General features: G+C 71.8%; 13 protein-coding genes and 1 tRNA gene. 7 read left to right on the top strand and 7 right to left on the bottom strand.

All coding sequences use genetic code 11. The features are described from left to right. Positions 1–150 precede the first annotated feature (150 nt). Positions 151–1,635, top strand: coding sequence for an MFS transporter (locus tag ACIO9K_RS23650; RefSeq protein ID WP_400332740.1), 1,485 nt, complete (start codon positions 151–153; stop codon positions 1,633–1,635). A gap of 111 nt (positions 1,636–1,746) precedes the next feature. Here the strand turns inward: ACIO9K_RS23650 and ACIO9K_RS23645 are convergent, their stop codons facing one another. Next, on the bottom strand, positions 1,747–2,295 hold the full coding sequence (locus tag ACIO9K_RS23645; protein WP_363618821.1) for a GNAT family protein: 549 nt from the start codon (positions 2,293–2,295) through the stop codon (positions 1,747–1,749). Positions 2,296–2,386: 91 nt separating this feature from the next. Here ACIO9K_RS23645 and ACIO9K_RS23640 point away from each other — a divergent pair, with 91 nt between their 5' ends. Next, positions 2,387–3,004, top strand: a complete 618-nt coding sequence (locus ACIO9K_RS23640) for a TetR/AcrR family transcriptional regulator (RefSeq protein ID WP_363618820.1) — start codon at positions 2,387–2,389, stop codon at positions 3,002–3,004. A gap of 336 nt (positions 3,005–3,340) precedes the next feature. On the opposite strand, the gene ACIO9K_RS23635 is transcribed toward ACIO9K_RS23640, so the two are convergent. Then, a tRNA-Arg gene (locus ACIO9K_RS23635) sits at positions 3,341–3,416 on the bottom strand. 643 nt (positions 3,417–4,059) lie between these two features. Here ACIO9K_RS23635 and ACIO9K_RS23630 point away from each other — a divergent pair. From ACIO9K_RS23630 to ACIO9K_RS23610, 5 genes are all read left to right on the top strand, one after another. Beyond that, positions 4,060–4,659, top strand: a complete 600-nt coding sequence (locus ACIO9K_RS23630; RefSeq protein WP_400332768.1) for a single-stranded DNA-binding protein — start codon at positions 4,060–4,062, stop codon at positions 4,657–4,659. Between the two features lie 353 nt (positions 4,660–5,012). Next, the gene (locus tag ACIO9K_RS23625; protein ID WP_400332735.1) at positions 5,013–6,518 is read left to right on the top strand and encodes a Cys-Gln thioester bond-forming surface protein; all 1,506 of its coding nucleotides are present in this window, start codon (positions 5,013–5,015) and stop codon (positions 6,516–6,518) included. 213 nt (positions 6,519–6,731) lie between these two features. Beyond that, entirely contained in the window at positions 6,732–8,396 is a 1,665-nt protein-coding gene (gene ettA, locus ACIO9K_RS23620) for an energy-dependent translational throttle protein EttA (protein WP_400332732.1), read from the top strand. A gap of 109 nt (positions 8,397–8,505) precedes the next feature. After that, the gene (locus tag ACIO9K_RS23615; RefSeq protein WP_063349408.1) at positions 8,506–8,949 is read left to right on the top strand and encodes a thioesterase family protein; all 444 of its coding nucleotides are present in this window, start codon (positions 8,506–8,508) and stop codon (positions 8,947–8,949) included. A 33-nt stretch (positions 8,950–8,982) separates the two neighbouring features. Beyond that, on the top strand, positions 8,983–9,675 hold the full coding sequence (locus ACIO9K_RS23610) for a hypothetical protein (protein WP_363588613.1): 693 nt from the start codon (positions 8,983–8,985) through the stop codon (positions 9,673–9,675). 13 nt (positions 9,676–9,688) lie between these two features. Here the strand turns inward: ACIO9K_RS23610 and ACIO9K_RS23605 are convergent, their stop codons facing one another. The 5 genes from ACIO9K_RS23605 to ACIO9K_RS23585 form a co-directional block, all read right to left on the bottom strand. Then, positions 9,689–10,093: a globin gene (locus ACIO9K_RS23605; protein ID WP_363618818.1), complete on the bottom strand. Its 405-nt coding sequence runs from the start codon at positions 10,091–10,093 to the stop codon at positions 9,689–9,691. A gap of 98 nt (positions 10,094–10,191) precedes the next feature. Next, a complete protein-coding gene (locus ACIO9K_RS23600) occupies positions 10,192–11,340 on the bottom strand; it encodes an ABC transporter permease (protein ID WP_363618817.1) in 1,149 nt (382 codons plus the stop codon). Continuing rightward, complete coding sequence (locus ACIO9K_RS23595; RefSeq protein ID WP_363618816.1) at positions 11,337–12,254, bottom strand: ABC transporter ATP-binding protein; 918 nt, start codon at positions 12,252–12,254, stop codon at positions 11,337–11,339. The genes ACIO9K_RS23600 and ACIO9K_RS23595 overlap by 4 nt, the downstream gene beginning before the upstream one ends. A 143-nt stretch (positions 12,255–12,397) precedes the next feature. After that, a complete protein-coding gene (locus ACIO9K_RS23590) occupies positions 12,398–13,627 on the bottom strand; it encodes an FHA domain-containing protein (protein ID WP_400332725.1) in 1,230 nt (409 codons plus the stop codon). A 73-nt stretch (positions 13,628–13,700) separates the two neighbouring features. After that, positions 13,701–15,059, bottom strand: coding sequence for a VWA domain-containing protein (locus ACIO9K_RS23585; protein WP_063349411.1), 1,359 nt, complete (start codon positions 15,057–15,059; stop codon positions 13,701–13,703). Between the last annotated feature and the right edge of the window lie 33 nt (positions 15,060–15,092).

Here is a 15,092-nt window from a genome sequence, read left to right as displayed (position 1 = left end):
GTTCGACTGTACCAGGATCAAAGATCGACCAGGATGAAGATTGAGCCAAGCTTAAGAATTGACCAGGTATAAAAAAACTGCCATGGTGGGGACGTGCCGCCGGCCGCACCGGCCCGGCCCGAACTCCACCGACCCTGGGGGGACTTACCGATGGCACCCGCTGCCCTGATGACACCGGCCCAGCGCAACCTGGGCATGCTGCTCTGCCTGGTCACGATCGTGCTGGCCGTGCTCGACATGAACATCGTGTCCGCGGCCACCGTGCCGATCGTCCGGGAGCTCGACCCCGTCCACGGCGTGGACCGACTGCCCTGGCTGATCAGCTCGTTCGCTCTCGCCGCGACCGCGCTGCTGCCGCTCTACGGCAAGCTCTGCGACCTGTACGGCGCCAAGCGCGTGCTGCTCGGCGCGGTCGGCACCTTCCTGGTCGGCTCGGCGCTCTGCGGGTTCGCGCAGTCGATGGGCCAGCTGATCGCCTTCCGGGCCGTCCAGGGCATCGGCGGCGGCGGGCTGATGAGCGTCACCATGGTGGTCATCGCCCACCTCAAGGACCCGGCCGAGCGCGGCAGCGGCAAGGGCGGCGCGATGGGCGGGGTCGTCGCGGGCATCGGCATGGCGGTCGGCCCGCTGATCGGGGCGCTGTTCACCGACCACCTCAGCTGGCGCTGGATCTTCTACATCAACCTGCCGCTCGGCGTGCTCGTCCTGGTCGGCACCGCCCTGGTGATCAAGCTGCCGCCGGCGGCCGGCCGCCGCAGCCTGGACTTCCTCGGCGCGTCCCTCGCCGCCGCCTTCGCGACCGGGCTGCTGCTGGTCACCGAGTGGGGCGGCAAGGACTACGCCTGGACCTCCCCGGTGATCCTCGGGCTCGTCGCCGCCACCCTGGCCGCGCTCGGCCTCTTCGTGTGGCGCCAGGCCACCGCCGCCGAGCCGGTGCTGCCGCTGTCGCTGTTCCGGATCAGCGTGGTGCGCCTCGGCTTCGCGATCCAGGGCCTGGTCGGGATGGGCATGACCGGCTCGATCGTCTACGTGATGCTCTACCTGCAGATCGCCCGCGGCATCGACCCCACCTCGGCCAGCCTCTACCTGATCCCGATGGCGGGCGGGATGACGGCGGCCGGCCTGCTGGCCGGCCGGCTCACCGCCCGCGGCCACGCGGAGCGCACCTTCCTGGTGGCCGGCGCGGGCTGTGCGGCGATCGCCCTGCTCCTGCTCGGGCTCAGCGGTCCGACCACCGGGTTGTGGGCGGTCTGCGGCGAACTCGTCCTGCTGGGCTTCGGGATGGGCCAGCTGATCGGCCAGCTGATCACGGTGGTGCAGGAGTCCGTCCCCCGGCACCAGCTCGGTGTCGCGACCACCGGGATCCGCTTCTTCCAGACCCTCGGCAGCGCGCTCGGCGCGGCGCTCTTCGGCACCGTGCTGGCCCGGGCCTTCGCGGACGGCGAGCCCGGCCTGCCGCTCGGCGCCGTCCGGACGCTCGGCGGCGCGGCCCGCGAGCACGCGCTGCGCAGCTTCACGGACGCGGTCGACGTGGTGTTCCTGTCGGCCGGCGGTCTGCTGGTGCTGGTCCTGCTGCTCGCGCTGCGGGTGCCCAGGACGGTGGTGGCGGCGGAGCCGCCGGTGCTGGCGGCCTGAGGGTCTGAGCGGTCTGAGGGGCCTGAGGGGCAGGGGCCCGGGGGTGACGGACCGGGGAGCGGCGGGGTCCGGTGGGACACGGGGGTGTCCACCGGGCCCCGCCGCGTCCGGTCAGGCCCCGGGCGTCCACTCCGGGGCCAGGATCGACCAGATCTGCTTGTCGTGGCGGACCCCGTTGTGCGGGTACCACTCGCGCAGGGTGCCGTCCAGGGTCATGCCGACCCGCTCGGCGACGGCCCGGCTGCGGGCGTTGCCGGCGGAGCACCACCACTCGGCGCGGTGCAGGCCGCGGGTGGTGAAGGCGTAGTCGAGCAGCCGCCGGACGCCGGCGGTGATCAGTCCGCCGCCCTCGCCGGCGGGCTCGGTCCAGGCGCCGATCTCGCAGACGCCGCTCTGGGCGTTGAAGCTCACGAACATCACGCCGCCGACCAGCGTGCCGTCCCGCCAGACGCCGTAGATCCGGCCGCTGTCGGCGGCCTGCTGGTCGGCGTAGCGCTGGAGGGTGGCGCGGGCGGAGTCGAGGTCGGTGGAGCGGGTGGCCCAGGGGATCCACGGGTCGGTGTGGGCGCGGGCGCGGTCGATGTGGGCCAGGAACTCGGCCGCCTGCCACGGCTCCAGCGGGCGCAGTTCGGCGTTCTCGGCGAGCGGTACGGCAAACATGGGCTGGCCTTTCACGGGATGCACGGTTCACGGGATGCGCGGTGTGCTGGGAACCATACATAACAAACGTTTGGTATGTACGATGACCCCCATGACACCGGCCCGTGGAGACCATGACGCCCGCCGCCTGGAAGTGTCCGAGGGCGTGTGGCGGGTGCTCTCCAGCCGCGGCTTCGAGGGGCTGACCCTGCGTGCCGTGGCCACCGAACTGGGCGCCTCCACCGGTCTGTTGACGCACTACTTCCCCAACAAGCGGGCCCTGCTGAGCCACGCGCTGGACGAGCTCGACCGGCGCTCCGGCTCCCGGCCCCGGCGCACCGCCCCCGCCGACGGCACCCCGCCGCCACCTCCCGGACTGGCCCGGCTGCGGGCCGCGCTGCTCGACGTCCTGCCGCTGGACGGGGCGGCGGTGGCCGGCAACCGGATCTGGGTCGGCTCCTGGGACGTCGCCCTGTCGGACCCCGCGCTCGCGGCCGCGCACGCGGGTCGCTACGCCCGCTCGCGCGAGGCCCTCGCGGTGCACGTCGCGGACGCCCAGCGGCTCGGGGAGCTCCCGGCCGGGGCCGACGCCGCCGCGCTCGCGACCGGCGCGCAGGCCTTCGTGCTCGGCCTGGTGGTGCAGGTGCTGTTCGCCCCGGCGGAGTTCCCGCCCGAGCGGCAGACCGCTCTGCTGGACGCCTACCTGGCCGGGCTCGCCACCGCCGGCTGACTCGCCACCGCCGGCTGAGCGGTCGGCCGGGTTCGCGATCACGGGCCGGGCGGACTGCCGGGTTCACGACCGAGCTGTTCCCGGCCGGGTCGGTGGGGCGGATCGTCCCCGGGGCGTGATTCGCCCGGAATTTCGGTTGTCCGGGTCTTCTCCCGCATCCGGTCCGCAGTGGCGGTCATCCGGATCGGCCGGTTATCGCAGTGGCCATGACACGGATAGTCACGGGTTAGGTGCGGTGGGTACGGGGAATCGGGCGGCGGGCGGACGGGATTTCCGGGAGCCCGTGGCGGCCGGGCAATGCGGCCGCCGGCCTGGCGGCCTGCGGGAATGGCGAGGTGGTGCCCCCAGCAGGATTCGAACCTGCGACCTACCGCTTAGAAGGCGGGTGCTCTATCCGCTGAGCTATGGGGGCGGGACGGGCTGCGCCCGGGCGGGCGTGACCGTGGCCGGGTCGGGCGACGAGCGCTGGGGGCGCGCGTGTCCGGCCCCGTACCGTGAGGGTGGGGGTGGGGGTCGGTGGGCCCTCGCCCTGTCGGGGACAGGATAAGGGTGCCCAGTTCCTCGGCCGAGTGTGACGACACCGCCGTTGGTGTGTCGGTTCGGTGGAGCGGTCCGATAATCGCAGGTGAACGCCGTGAGTGCAGCGGTCTGGGAGTGTTCCGAGCCGGACGTTGTGCAGTCGTTACGGGGCTGCCGCCCCACCCGTTATGGATTCGGCACGGAGAATGTGTCGTCACCGGTGCGGGTGGGGGGCCGTATTCGGCTTCCTCCGGTCGGATGACGTGCGCGGACGGTCGGCCGGCGCTGTTCCGGGGCGTGTCGGTTGGGGGCGACGAGCAGTCGGTTTGTTGTCATGGCCGCGATGAGATGGGCGCGAAGGGGTGCCGAAAGGCCGAAATTCACCCCTGCGAGTGACGTCGGTTTTCCGGGGCATCGAGTTGTCCACAGGATTTCAGAACTTCCTGGCGGGGATTTCCCGCGAAGCACACTCTCAACGCGCGCCGGTCGATTCCGTACGGTGCATCGGCGAGAACGGAGAGTGCGCTGTGAACGAGATGCAGGTGACGATCGTCGGCATTGTCGCGACGGAGGTGACCTACGGCGAAACGGGCAGCGGGGTGCCGATGGCCAAGTTCCGGCTCGGCTGCACCGAGCGCCGGTACGACCGGCAGCGCGAGTGCTGGGCGGACGGCGAGACGCAGTGGCTGACGGTGACGGCCTGGCGGGGGCTCGCGGTCAACCTGATCGGTTCGCTCGCCAAGGGGGATCCGGTGCTGGTGAGCGGTCGGCTGCGGCTGCGGGAGTGGGTCGACGGCGAGGTGAAGCGCACCGGGGCCGAGATCGACGCCCGATCGGTCGGACACGACCTCACCCGTGGTACCTCGGCGTTCCGTTGGGCGGCGGGGGTGCGCGGGCAGCCGCCGGGCGCTGCCGGGCCGGCCGGGGCGCAGGCCGGCGGAGGGGTGGTGCCGGGGTGGATCGCCGACGCGCTGGAGGCGCGGAAGGCCTCGGCGGTGGCCTCGGCGCCGCGCCCGCCGGAGCTCCCGCCGCCGGTGCGGCCGGTGTCGGGTGGGGCGTCGGAGGCGGAGGTGGGGGAGCGGGGTCGGGTGGCCGAGGGGGATCGGGGAGGTGGCGAGCAGGCTGCGCTGATCTGACGGGTCGATGACCTTAACTGTCGACAAATATGTTGATCGAGACTGTTGTTGCTCCCGCACGCGCAATCTCGCCCGGATAACGAAAAGTCGCGAGGAGATTCTGGCTGCTCGTCAGCTTGTGTCGAAACTGAGGGGGTTGATAACGATCCAGATACGGAATCGTCCTGATTTCGCATGGGGGTTTCGGGGCCTGCGGGGCTCAATAGGATTCGTCTGGTTCATACCCGCAGCAGCGCCACAGGGGGCGCGCGCGGCACGGCAAGTCGGCGGGCTGTCCATCGGTGCGGCCCGGCCCGGAGGGATCCCAGATGTTCCAGAGGCAGGCGCGGAGTCTCCCCCGCATAACCACTGTCATGCTCACGACCAGCCTGGTGTTGGGCGGGGGCCTGTTCGCGGCCGGTGCGGCGGCCGCGGCGGACACCCCGGGTGCGGGCGTCAAGGCCGTCCTCCAGAACACGATGTTGGGCGAGAAGATCGACGTCGAGGGCAAGGGGACCGTCGACGGCGGTCTGTTCACCCTCAAGACGTCCAACGGCGAGATCCAGACCTACTGCATCGACTTCGACAACCCGGTCTACCTGGACAGCGCCGCGAAGTACCAGGAGTCGGACTGGAAGTCGAGCTCCCTCGGCGGCAAGAACAAGGTCGAGGCGGCCTCCAAGATCCGCTGGATCCTGGAGAACTCCTACCCGCAGGTCAAGGACCTGACGGCGCTCGGCAAGACCGTCGGCGTCGACGGCCTGACCGCCGAGGACGCCGCCGCGGGCACCCAGGCCGCGATCTGGAAGTTCTCGGACAACAAGAACGCCACCCCGCGCAACGCCAAGGCCAAGAAGCTGCGCGACTACCTGCTCAGCGACGCCAACAAGGGCATCGCCGCCGAGCCCAACCCCTCGTTGACCCTCAACCCGGACTCCGTCTCCGGCAAGTCCGGCAACAAGCTCGGCCCCTTCACCCTCAAGTCCAGCGCGGCCGAGGTGAAGCTCACCGTCACCGGTGACGCCGCCGACAAGGTCAAGGTGGTGGACAAGGACGGCAAGCCGGTCGGCGCCACCCTGACCGGTCCGATCAAGGACACCCAGCTGTTCCTGGACGTGCCGGCCGGCACCCCGGACGGCTCGGTCGCCCTCGCCGCCGCCGCCGACACCGTCGTGCCCAGCGGCCGGGTCTTCCTCAGCGAGGGCTACGACCCGAAGCGGCACAGCCAGAGCATGATCCTGGCCGGTTCCAGCAAGCTCAGCGTCTCCGCCGGCGCCAAGGCCACCTGGAAGCAGGGCGCGGGCGCGCTGGTCGACAGCACCGCCCAGGTCGAGTGCGAGAACAACGGCGTGCGCGTCACCGTCACCAACGGCGGTGACGAGGCCGCCACCGTCACGGTCAAGCCGGGCAAGCAGCTGACCGTCCAGCCGGGCAAGACCGAGAACGTGCTCGTCCCGGTCGCCGAGAAGGCCGCCTACGACATCAACGTCACCGGCCCGAACGGCTTCGCCAAGGAGTTCAAGGGCGTCCTGGACTGCAAGACCGGTGTGACCCCGCCGACCTCCGGCCCGTCGACCCCGGCCGCGACCGGCACCCCGAGCACCGCCCCGAGCACCGCCCCGAGCACCGCCCCGACCGGCACCCCGAGTGGCACCCCGAGCCAGGCCGGCACCCCGTCGGCCGGTGCCAGCACCGCCGCCGGCGCGCACCCGAGCCCGGCCGCGACCAGCTCCGCCCCGGGCACCGGTGGCCTGGCCCAGACCGGTGCCAGTGACTCGACCCCGATCCTCGCCGCCGTCGCCGGTGGCCTGGTCCTGGCCGGTGGCGCCGCGGTCTTCGTCCTGCGCCGCCGTGGCCGCCACGGTCGCACCGCCGCCTGAACCGCCCCGCAGGCCCGGAGGCGCTGACCTCCTGAGGCCCGGACGGCACCCGGCCCGGCCCCCGCACCCGCTGCGGGGGCCGGGCCTTCGCCATTCAACCCCGCGCTGCGGATACCCCCGTGGGGCACACCGGGCGTTCGGGGCTCCCGGCCGGGTGCGGCACAATGGAAGGCTGCAAGCCGAATACTCCCGACGACGCCGGAGCGATCTCACGTGGCGGAATACATCTACACGATGCGCAAGGTGCGCAAGGCGCACGGAGACAAGGTCATCCTTGACGACGTGACGCTCAGCTTCCTCCCCGGGGCGAAGATCGGCGTCGTGGGCCCCAACGGCGCGGGCAAGTCCACCGTGCTGAAGATGATGGCCGGCCTGGAGCACCCCTCCAACGGCGACGCCTTCCTCTCGCCCGGTTTCACCGTCGGCATGCTGCTCCAGGAGCCGCCGCTCGACGAGACCAAGACCGTCCTGGAGAACGTCGAGGACGGCGTCAAGGAGATCAAGGGGAAGCTCAACCGCTTCAACGAGATCGCCGAGCTGATGGCGACCGACTACTCGGACGCCCTGCTGGACGAGATGGGCAAGCTCCAGGAGGACCTGGACCACGCCAACGCGTGGGACCTGGAGGCCCAGCTGGAGCAGGCCATGGACGCCCTGGGCTGCCCGCCCGGCGACTGGTCGGTCACCAAGCTCTCCGGTGGCGAGAAGCGCCGCGTGGCGCTCTGCAAGCTGCTGCTGGAGTCCCCCGACCTGCTGCTGCTCGACGAGCCCACCAACCACCTGGACGCCGAGTCGGTGAACTGGCTGGAGCAGCACCTGGCCAAGTACCCCGGCACCGTCGTCGCCGTCACCCACGACCGGTACTTCCTGGACAACGTGGCCGGCTGGATCCTGGAGCTCGACCGCGGCCGCGCCATCGGCTACGAGGGCAACTACTCCACCTACCTGGAGTCCAAGCAGTCCCGCCTCAAGGTCGAGGGCCAGAAGGACGCCAAGCGCGCCAAGCGGCTCCGCGAGGAGCTGGAGTGGGTCCGCTCCAACGCCAAGGGCCGCCAGGCGAAGTCCAAGGCCCGTCTGGCCCGCTACGAGGAGATGGCGGCCGAGGCGGACAAGATGCGGAAGCTGGACTTCGAGGAGATCCAGATCCCGCCGGGCCCGCGTCTGGGCAGCATCGTCATCGAGGTGGAGAACCTCTCCAAGGCCTTCGGCGAGAAGATCCTGATCGACGACCTCAGCTTCACCCTGCCGCGCAACGGCATCGTCGGCATCATCGGCCCCAACGGCGCCGGCAAGACCACGCTGTTCAAGATGCTCCAGGACATGGAGACCCCGGACTCCGGCGTGGTCAAGGTCGGCGAGACCGTCAAGATCAGCTACGTCGACCAGAGCCGCGCCAACATCGATCCGAAGAAGACCCTCTGGGAGGTCGTCTCCGACGGTCTGGACTGGATCAACGTCGGCCAGGTCGAGATGCCGTCCCGCGCCTACGTGTCGGCCTTCGGCTTCAAGGGCCCGGACCAGCAGAAGCCGGCCGGCGTGCTCTCCGGCGGTGAGCGCAACCGCCTGAACCTGGCGCTCACCCTCAAGCAGGGCGGCAACCTGCTGCTCCTCGACGAGCCCACCAACGACCTCGACGTCGAGACGCTCTCCTCGCTGGAGAACGCCCTGCTGGAGTTCCCCGGCTGCGCCGTGGTCATCTCCCACGACCGCTGGTTCCTGGACCGGGTGGCCACCCACATCCTCGCCTACGAGGGCGAGAGCAAGTGGTTCTGGTTCGAGGGCAACTTCGAGTCGTACGAGAAGAACAAGATCGAGCGGCTCGGCGCCGACGCGGCCCGCCCGCACCGGGCCACGTACAAGAAGCTGACCCGCGGCTGACACCCAGCCGTCACGGCGGCCCGGCAGACTGCCCCTCGGGGCGGCCTGCCGGCCGCCGGCCCGCCGCCACCGCACGGCGGCGGGCGACCGGACGTCGAGGAGAACACCTGTGGCCCGCCACATCTACGCCTGCCCGCTGCGCTGGTCCGACATGGACGCGTTCGGCCACGTCAACAACGTGGTCTTCCTGCGCTACCTGGAGGAGGCCCGGATCGACTTCATGTTCACCCAGGCCGCCGAGGCCGGGGCGGGGGAGTTCGCGGGCGGCTCGGTGGTGGCCCGCCACGAGATCGACTACAAGCGCCCGCTGGTGCACCGGCCGGAGCCGGTCACCGTCGAGACCAGGGTGACCCGCATCGGCGGCGCCTCGCTGACCGTGTCCTACGAGATCAAGGACGTCGCCGAGGACGGCACCGAGACGGTGTACGTCCAGGCGTCCACCGTGGTCGTGCCCTACGACCTGGCGGAGGGCCGGCCGCGCCGGATCTCGCCCGTGGAGCGGGAGTTCCTGTCCCGCTTCATGGACGAGGAGCCCGCCGTAGTCGCCGCCTGAGCACCCACCTCCGACGATTCGAGCTGACCCGCGTTGACCATCACCGCCCGCCTCGCCCTCACCGACGCCGGGGAGGCCGCCGACCTCTCCGCGTTCCTGCTGCGCCTGCTGCGCTTCGACAAGGCGGCGGCCGTCCGGTTGCAGGCGGTGGCCCCGGCCGGGGAGGACGGCGTGCTGGCGGTCTTCGGCCGGCTGCCGCTGGGCGGTTCGGGCGCGCTGGCGATCCGCACCGCCCGGCTGACCGGGCCGGCCGAGCCGACCGATCTGACGGTCTCGGCGGGCCAGCTGCTGGACGGCGTGGACGCCGGGACGGGTGCCGTCGAGCTGCCCGCCCCGGTGACCGGACCGGCCTGGGCCGGGCTGCTGCCGCCGCGCACCGGCTGGCGGCCGGTCGGGGCGCCGCCGGCGGCCGAGGTGTACCCGGAACTGATGGCCGGGGTGCGGGAGTTCCGTGAGCGCAGCGAGGCCGTCCCGGCGCACCACCGCGGCCGTGCGGTGCTGGACGCGCTGGCCGACGAGATCTGGTCCCGCCCGGTCTCCGTGCTGCCGGAGCTGCCGCTGCGGGCGGTGCACGCGGCGTACGTGATCGGCTTCCTGAAGCCCGGGGCCCCGCTCACCGTGCACCGGGCGGGCGGCTGGCTGCGGCTGAGCGCCCCGGCCGGTTCGGTGGCGGTCCGGACGGCGGCCGCGCCCGGCGCGGGGCTGGGGCTCAGCGCGCTCCGGTAACCCGGCCCGGGGCTCAGCCCGGGGTGTTGATCATCGAGGCGGCGGCGTAGGTGAGGTAGTCCCAGAGCTGCTGCTCGGCCTCGGCCGGCAGGGCCAGGTCGTCCACGGCGGCCCGCATGTTCCTGAGCCAGGCGTCGTGCGCGGCGCGGTCGACCTTGAACGGCACGTGCCGCATCCGCAGCCGGGGGTGGCCGCGCTGCTCGCTGTAGGTGCGCGGGCCGCCCCAGTACTGCATCAGGAACAGGGCCATCCGCTCCTCGGCCGGGCCGAGGTCCTCCTCGGGGTACATCGGCCGGAGCAACTCGTCCTCGGCGACGCCCTGGTAGAACCGGTGGACCAGTCGCCGGAAGGTCGGTTCGCCGCCGACCTGGTCGAAGAAGGTCTCCTCGCTGAACGTTCCTCGCCGGATCTCTTTCACCCGACCATGGTCGCAGACGCCGACGGGGTCGTACACCGGGACCAAAGGCGTACGACCCCGCAGGGCGTGTGTCGGGGCTCAGGCGACCGGGGCGGCGGTCACACGTCCTCCCACTTGAACAGCTTCCAGGCGACGCCGGTCAGCACGGCCGCGAAGAGCAGCAGCCCGCCCATGGTGGGCAGGGCGTCCATGACGCCGCCGCCGCGGGTCAGCACCGACTGGGCGGCCGTCACCAGGTAGCGCAGCGGCATGACCTTGGAGATGGTCTCCAGCCAGCCGGGCGCGCTGTCCAGCGGGATGAACGCGCCGGACAGGAAGGACATCGGCAGCACGATGATCTGCGAGATGCCGTTGGCCGCCTCCTCGGTCTTGGCGACCGAACCGGCCAGCAGGCCGATCGACATGAAGGCGAGCGTCGCGCAGGCCACCAGCGGGATGACCAGCCACCAGTTGCCGGTGAGCTTGAGCCCGAAGAAGTTGGTGGCGACCGTCAGGAAGACGGTGGTCTGGAGGAGCGAGGTCAGCAGCGAGACCAGGATCCTGGAGCTGATGACCGTGCCCGCACTCACCGGGGCCAGCCGCAGCCGGCGCAGCACCTTGCTCTTGCGCCACCCGACCAGGGTCAGCGCGGCACCGAACACCGCGCCGGTGGCGACGGCCCAGCCGAGCAGGCCGGGGGTGAGGAACTGGATCGGCTTGAGCGACTGGTCCTCGACCTGCTGGGCGTCCAGCACGTAGGCCGGCTTCTGGCCGGTGGCGGCCTGGTTGGCGCTCTGGACCACCGAGTTGACGATGCCCTGGAGCGCGCCGGCGCGGACGGTGTCGGCGGCGCTGAAGCGCAGCTCGACCTTGCCGTCCGGGCCCTGCTCGATCATCGCGTCGAAGTCGCCCTTGCGGACCTTCTCCAGTGTGGCGGCCGCGTCGTCGGTCCTGGTGATGGTGAGGACCTTGTCCAGGTCGACCCGGCCCTCGCCCTGGATCGAGTCGAACAGCTTCACCGCGCCGACCTGCGCCACCTTGGCGTGCGGGCTGCCGGAGCCCTTGCCCACGGTGCCGAAGAACACCAGGAACACCAGCGGGAAGAGCAGGATGAAGAAGGTCGCGGTGCGGTCGCGCTTCATGCCGAGCAGCATCGCGCGGGACAGGCTCCAGAACGCGCTGACCCGCTCCCGCTCGGCGTTCGCGCCGCCGCTCGACCCGTCGCGCCGGGCGGGGGTCTTCGGCTCGGTGGACGTGCTGGCGGTCATGCGCGGTACTCCCGTCCGGTCAGCTGGAGGAAGACGTCCTCCAGGGTGGCGCCGCGCACTTCGAGGCCGCGCAGCGCGTTCTGCTCGGCCAGGACGCTCAGGACCGGGCCCGGGAGACGGGTGGAGACGGAGAGCGAGACGCTGTCGTCCTCCAGGGCGGCGACGTCGGCGCCGGCCGCAGTGAGCAGGTCACGGGCGCGCTCGACGGACAGCTGGCCGGACGCGACGCTGATCCGGACGGTGTCGTCGATCTCGCGGATCAGCGTCGCCGGGGCGCCGGTGTGCAGGATCTTCCCGTGGTCCATGATCGAGACCCGGTCGCAGAGGACCTCGGCCTCGTCCAGGTAGTGGGTGGTCAGGACGACCGTGCGGCCCTCGCCGTTGATGTCCCGCAGGAGGTCCCAGAGGTTGCGCCGGGCCTGCGGGTCGAGGCCGGTGGTGGGCTCGTCCAGGAAGACGATCTCCGGGTCGTGGGCCAGCGCGCAGGCGATCGACAGGCGCTGCGCCTGACCGCCCGACATCTGGTCGGTCATGACGTCGGCCTTGTCGGTCAGGCCGACCCGCTCCAGCATCGCGTCGGCCCGCTTGGGGCCGACCCCGTAGAACGACGCGAAGGTGCGGATGGTCTCCCGGGCCGTCAGTTTCCGGAAGAAGGCGGAGGCCTGGAACTGCACGCCGATGCGCGGCAGCAGTTTCGGATTGCGCGGCCAGGGCGCCAGCCCCAGCAACTCGACCCGGCCCTCGTCCGGCTTGCGGACGCCTTCCAGGATCTCCATCGTGGTGGTCTTCCCGGCGCCGTTGGGGCCCAGGATTCCATAGAATTCGCCGGCCTCGACGGTGAGGGACACCCCGTCGACGGCCTGCACGTCCCCGTACCGCTGACGGATGCCGTCGGCGGATATAGCTGCAGTCATGTGGCCTGAGCCTAGGGCTTGCGAAGGTCCCTGTGCACGTCGGTGGTGACGAATTTGTGGATCGTTTGAGGAATCGGGAACAAGCCGGGCCGGGCGGAAGTTGAATTCCGCCCGGCCCGGCCGGAGTTATTGCCGACGGCCTTTCAGGCGCGGTGCACCGTGATCGTCGTCCAGGCTCCGATGTGGATCCGGTCGCCGTCGTTCAGCGGCACGGCGGTGTGCGGGGCGATCGGCTCCGCGCCGCCGTTCACGGTGGTGCCGTTGGTCGAGTCCTGGTCCACCAGGACCCAGCTGCCGTCCGCCTGTTCGGCGAGCATCGCGTGCTGGTGCGAGGCGCCCGGGTCCTCCGGCGGCACCGACAGGTCGATCTCCGGCACGGTGCCGCGGTGCTGGCTGCGCCGCCCGATCCGCAGCTGGCCGCGGCCGGTCAGCGGGATGCGCCGCTCGGGGCAGTACGGCGGGAAGAACAGGCCGGCCGCCTCGGGGCCGCTGCGGGCCATCATCTCGGTGAAGTACTCGCGGTCGGCCGAGACCACCGCGATCCAGTTGGCCCGGAGCGGCTCCGCGGGGGCGGCCGCCGGCTGCGGCTGCTGGGGTTGCTGCGGCGGCTGCTGCTGATGCGGCGGGGCGAGGTGGAACGAGGTGCCGAAGTCGCCGCCGCGGTTGTTCGGGCCGGGGGGCTCGGCGTACACCGGGCCGGAGTCCTCGCGGACGGGGGCCTCGGGGAACGCGCCCTCCGGCGTGGGCCCCTCCTGCCCGTTGGCGGGCGGGGAGGGAGGGTAGCCGTAGGTGTGCGCGGGCGCGGGGGCCTGCTGCGGGTGCTGGGTGTGCTGCGGCTGCGGCTGCTGCGGGAGGGGCGGTTGGCCGTACGGCGGTTGGCCGAACGGCGGCTGGGCGGCCGGCGCGCCGCCGTACGCCGCCGGGATGTTCAGCGGCGGCTGGCGGCGCGAGGGGGTGGAGAGCTCGTAGTCGTACCCGCACTCCTCGCAGAACCGTCCGGTCTGCGGGCTGCGGCAGATCGGGCAGACCGTCAGGCCCTCGGTCAGGTTGGGGTGGCCCTGGGCCGGTGGCGGCATCGCGCCGGGCTGCGGCGGAACGCTCCCCGGCGGCATCGGCGGAGGCGACAGAGGCGCGCCGTAGGGCGTGCCGCGGTGGTCCGGGTGCTTGGACTGCTCGAACGAGTCGGGTGCCTCGGGCGAGGCGGGTGCCCCGGGCACCGGGTGGGAGCCGTACGCCCCCGGGTGGGCCCCGTGGGCCCCGTGGGCTCCCGGGTGGGCTCCGGGCGGCGTAGGGGCCGGCGGAGTCATCGGGAAGCCGCAGAAGTCGCACCAGTCCTCGGCCTGCGACTCGTGGCCCCTCGGGCAGATCGGCATCAGTTCCCCCTCACATCGAGCCGGCTTGGGGCGGCGTCGCACCGGGTCGTCGGCCCGGTCACGTCTTCAGCGGTCACTTCTTCACACGCACCGTCTTGGTCGACCGGGTCTCAAGGGTCATCGAGTCGGCCTCGCTCACGTTCTTACGGAACCGAACCGTACCCTCCTTCGGGTCCACCACGTCCACCACCTTCTGCAGCAGTTTGTAGGTGCCCTCGTTGCCGGTCGCGTGCGCGATCCGGACGGCGGCGCCCAGCTTGGACGTGGCGGTGTCGACGTCCCCGGCCCGGTGGGCCTCCAGGCCCTCCTGGATGGAGGAGGCCAGCTCGGCCTGCCCGGTGTAGTGGGCGACCTGCGGGCTGATCCGGGTGGAGGAGGCCAGGTCGTCGGTCCACACCGCCTTGACCAGGCCCTGGGAGAGCACCTCGGGGGTGCCGCTGCCGACCTGCGGGGGCAGCACCAGGCTGATCCGGGCGGCGAGCATCTCGTTGCCGATGGAGGCGGCCGGGACCTCGACGCAGACGTGGTAGTCGCGGCTCTCGTCGCCCCAGGAGCCGGTGGGGTAGTCGCCGGCCCGGGGGCCGGCCTCGGCGCGCCGGGCGGTGAGGTCCTCGACCGCGGGGGCGACCTGCTTGACGAACTTGACCGCGGCGTTGGCCGGGGTCCAGATCCGCAGCGCGACGTCGGCGACCTGCTTGCCCATGGCGCCGGCCATCATCGAGCGGAAGTCCTCGGCCAGGCCGGAGGGTTCGGCGACGATGTCGACGGTGCCGAGCAGCGCCGAGGAGATCTTGCGCAGCTCGTCGATCCGCCAGTCGGTGCCGACGCCGCGGCAGTCGGCGGTGAAGTGTCCGGTGACCCGCTCGATGGCGCGTTCCAGGTCGACCGCCGACTCGTGCTCGTTGTTGCCGTCGGTGAGCAGGACGGCGTGCCGGATGGCGATGTCGCGGCGGGTCAGGAAGAGCTTGTCGGCCTTGGCCAGCCAGGTGCCCATCGCGGTGCCGCCGGCTGCGGTGAGGCGGCGCAGGGACTCCTTGGCGTGGCCGCGGGTGGTGGCGGAGGCGGTGGCGAGGGTGCCGTCGCCGGGGTAGATGTCGCGGGCCTCGTGGGTGCCGGCGACCACGGCGAAGGCGGTGCCGTCGCGCAGCGCGTCGATGGCGGCGGCGGTGGCCTCGCGGGCGCCGTTGATCTTGGTCTTGGGGTAGTCCATCGAGCCCGAGCAGTCCACCAGGATCACCACGGCCGCGGCGGTGTCGGCGCTCTGCGGACCGCCCGCGTCGGCGATGCCGAGCGGGCGGCCGCCGGAGGTGCCGCCGCCGGTCGCGGTGACCGTGACGATGGCGTTGACCTCGCGGGCGCCGTCGGCAAGGTACTCGTTCTGGAAGATCTCCACGTCGAACCTGGGCAGGTTCGGCTTCGCCAGTGTTGCCATGGGCCGGTGGCTCCCGTCGGAAGGGTCGTCGGT

The sequence above is a fragment of the Kitasatospora sp. NPDC087271 genome (assembly GCF_044744605.1).
Taxonomy (GTDB): Bacteria; Actinomycetota; Actinomycetes; order Streptomycetales; family Streptomycetaceae; genus Kitasatospora.
This window is presented reverse-complemented; position numbering and strand designations above follow the sequence as displayed.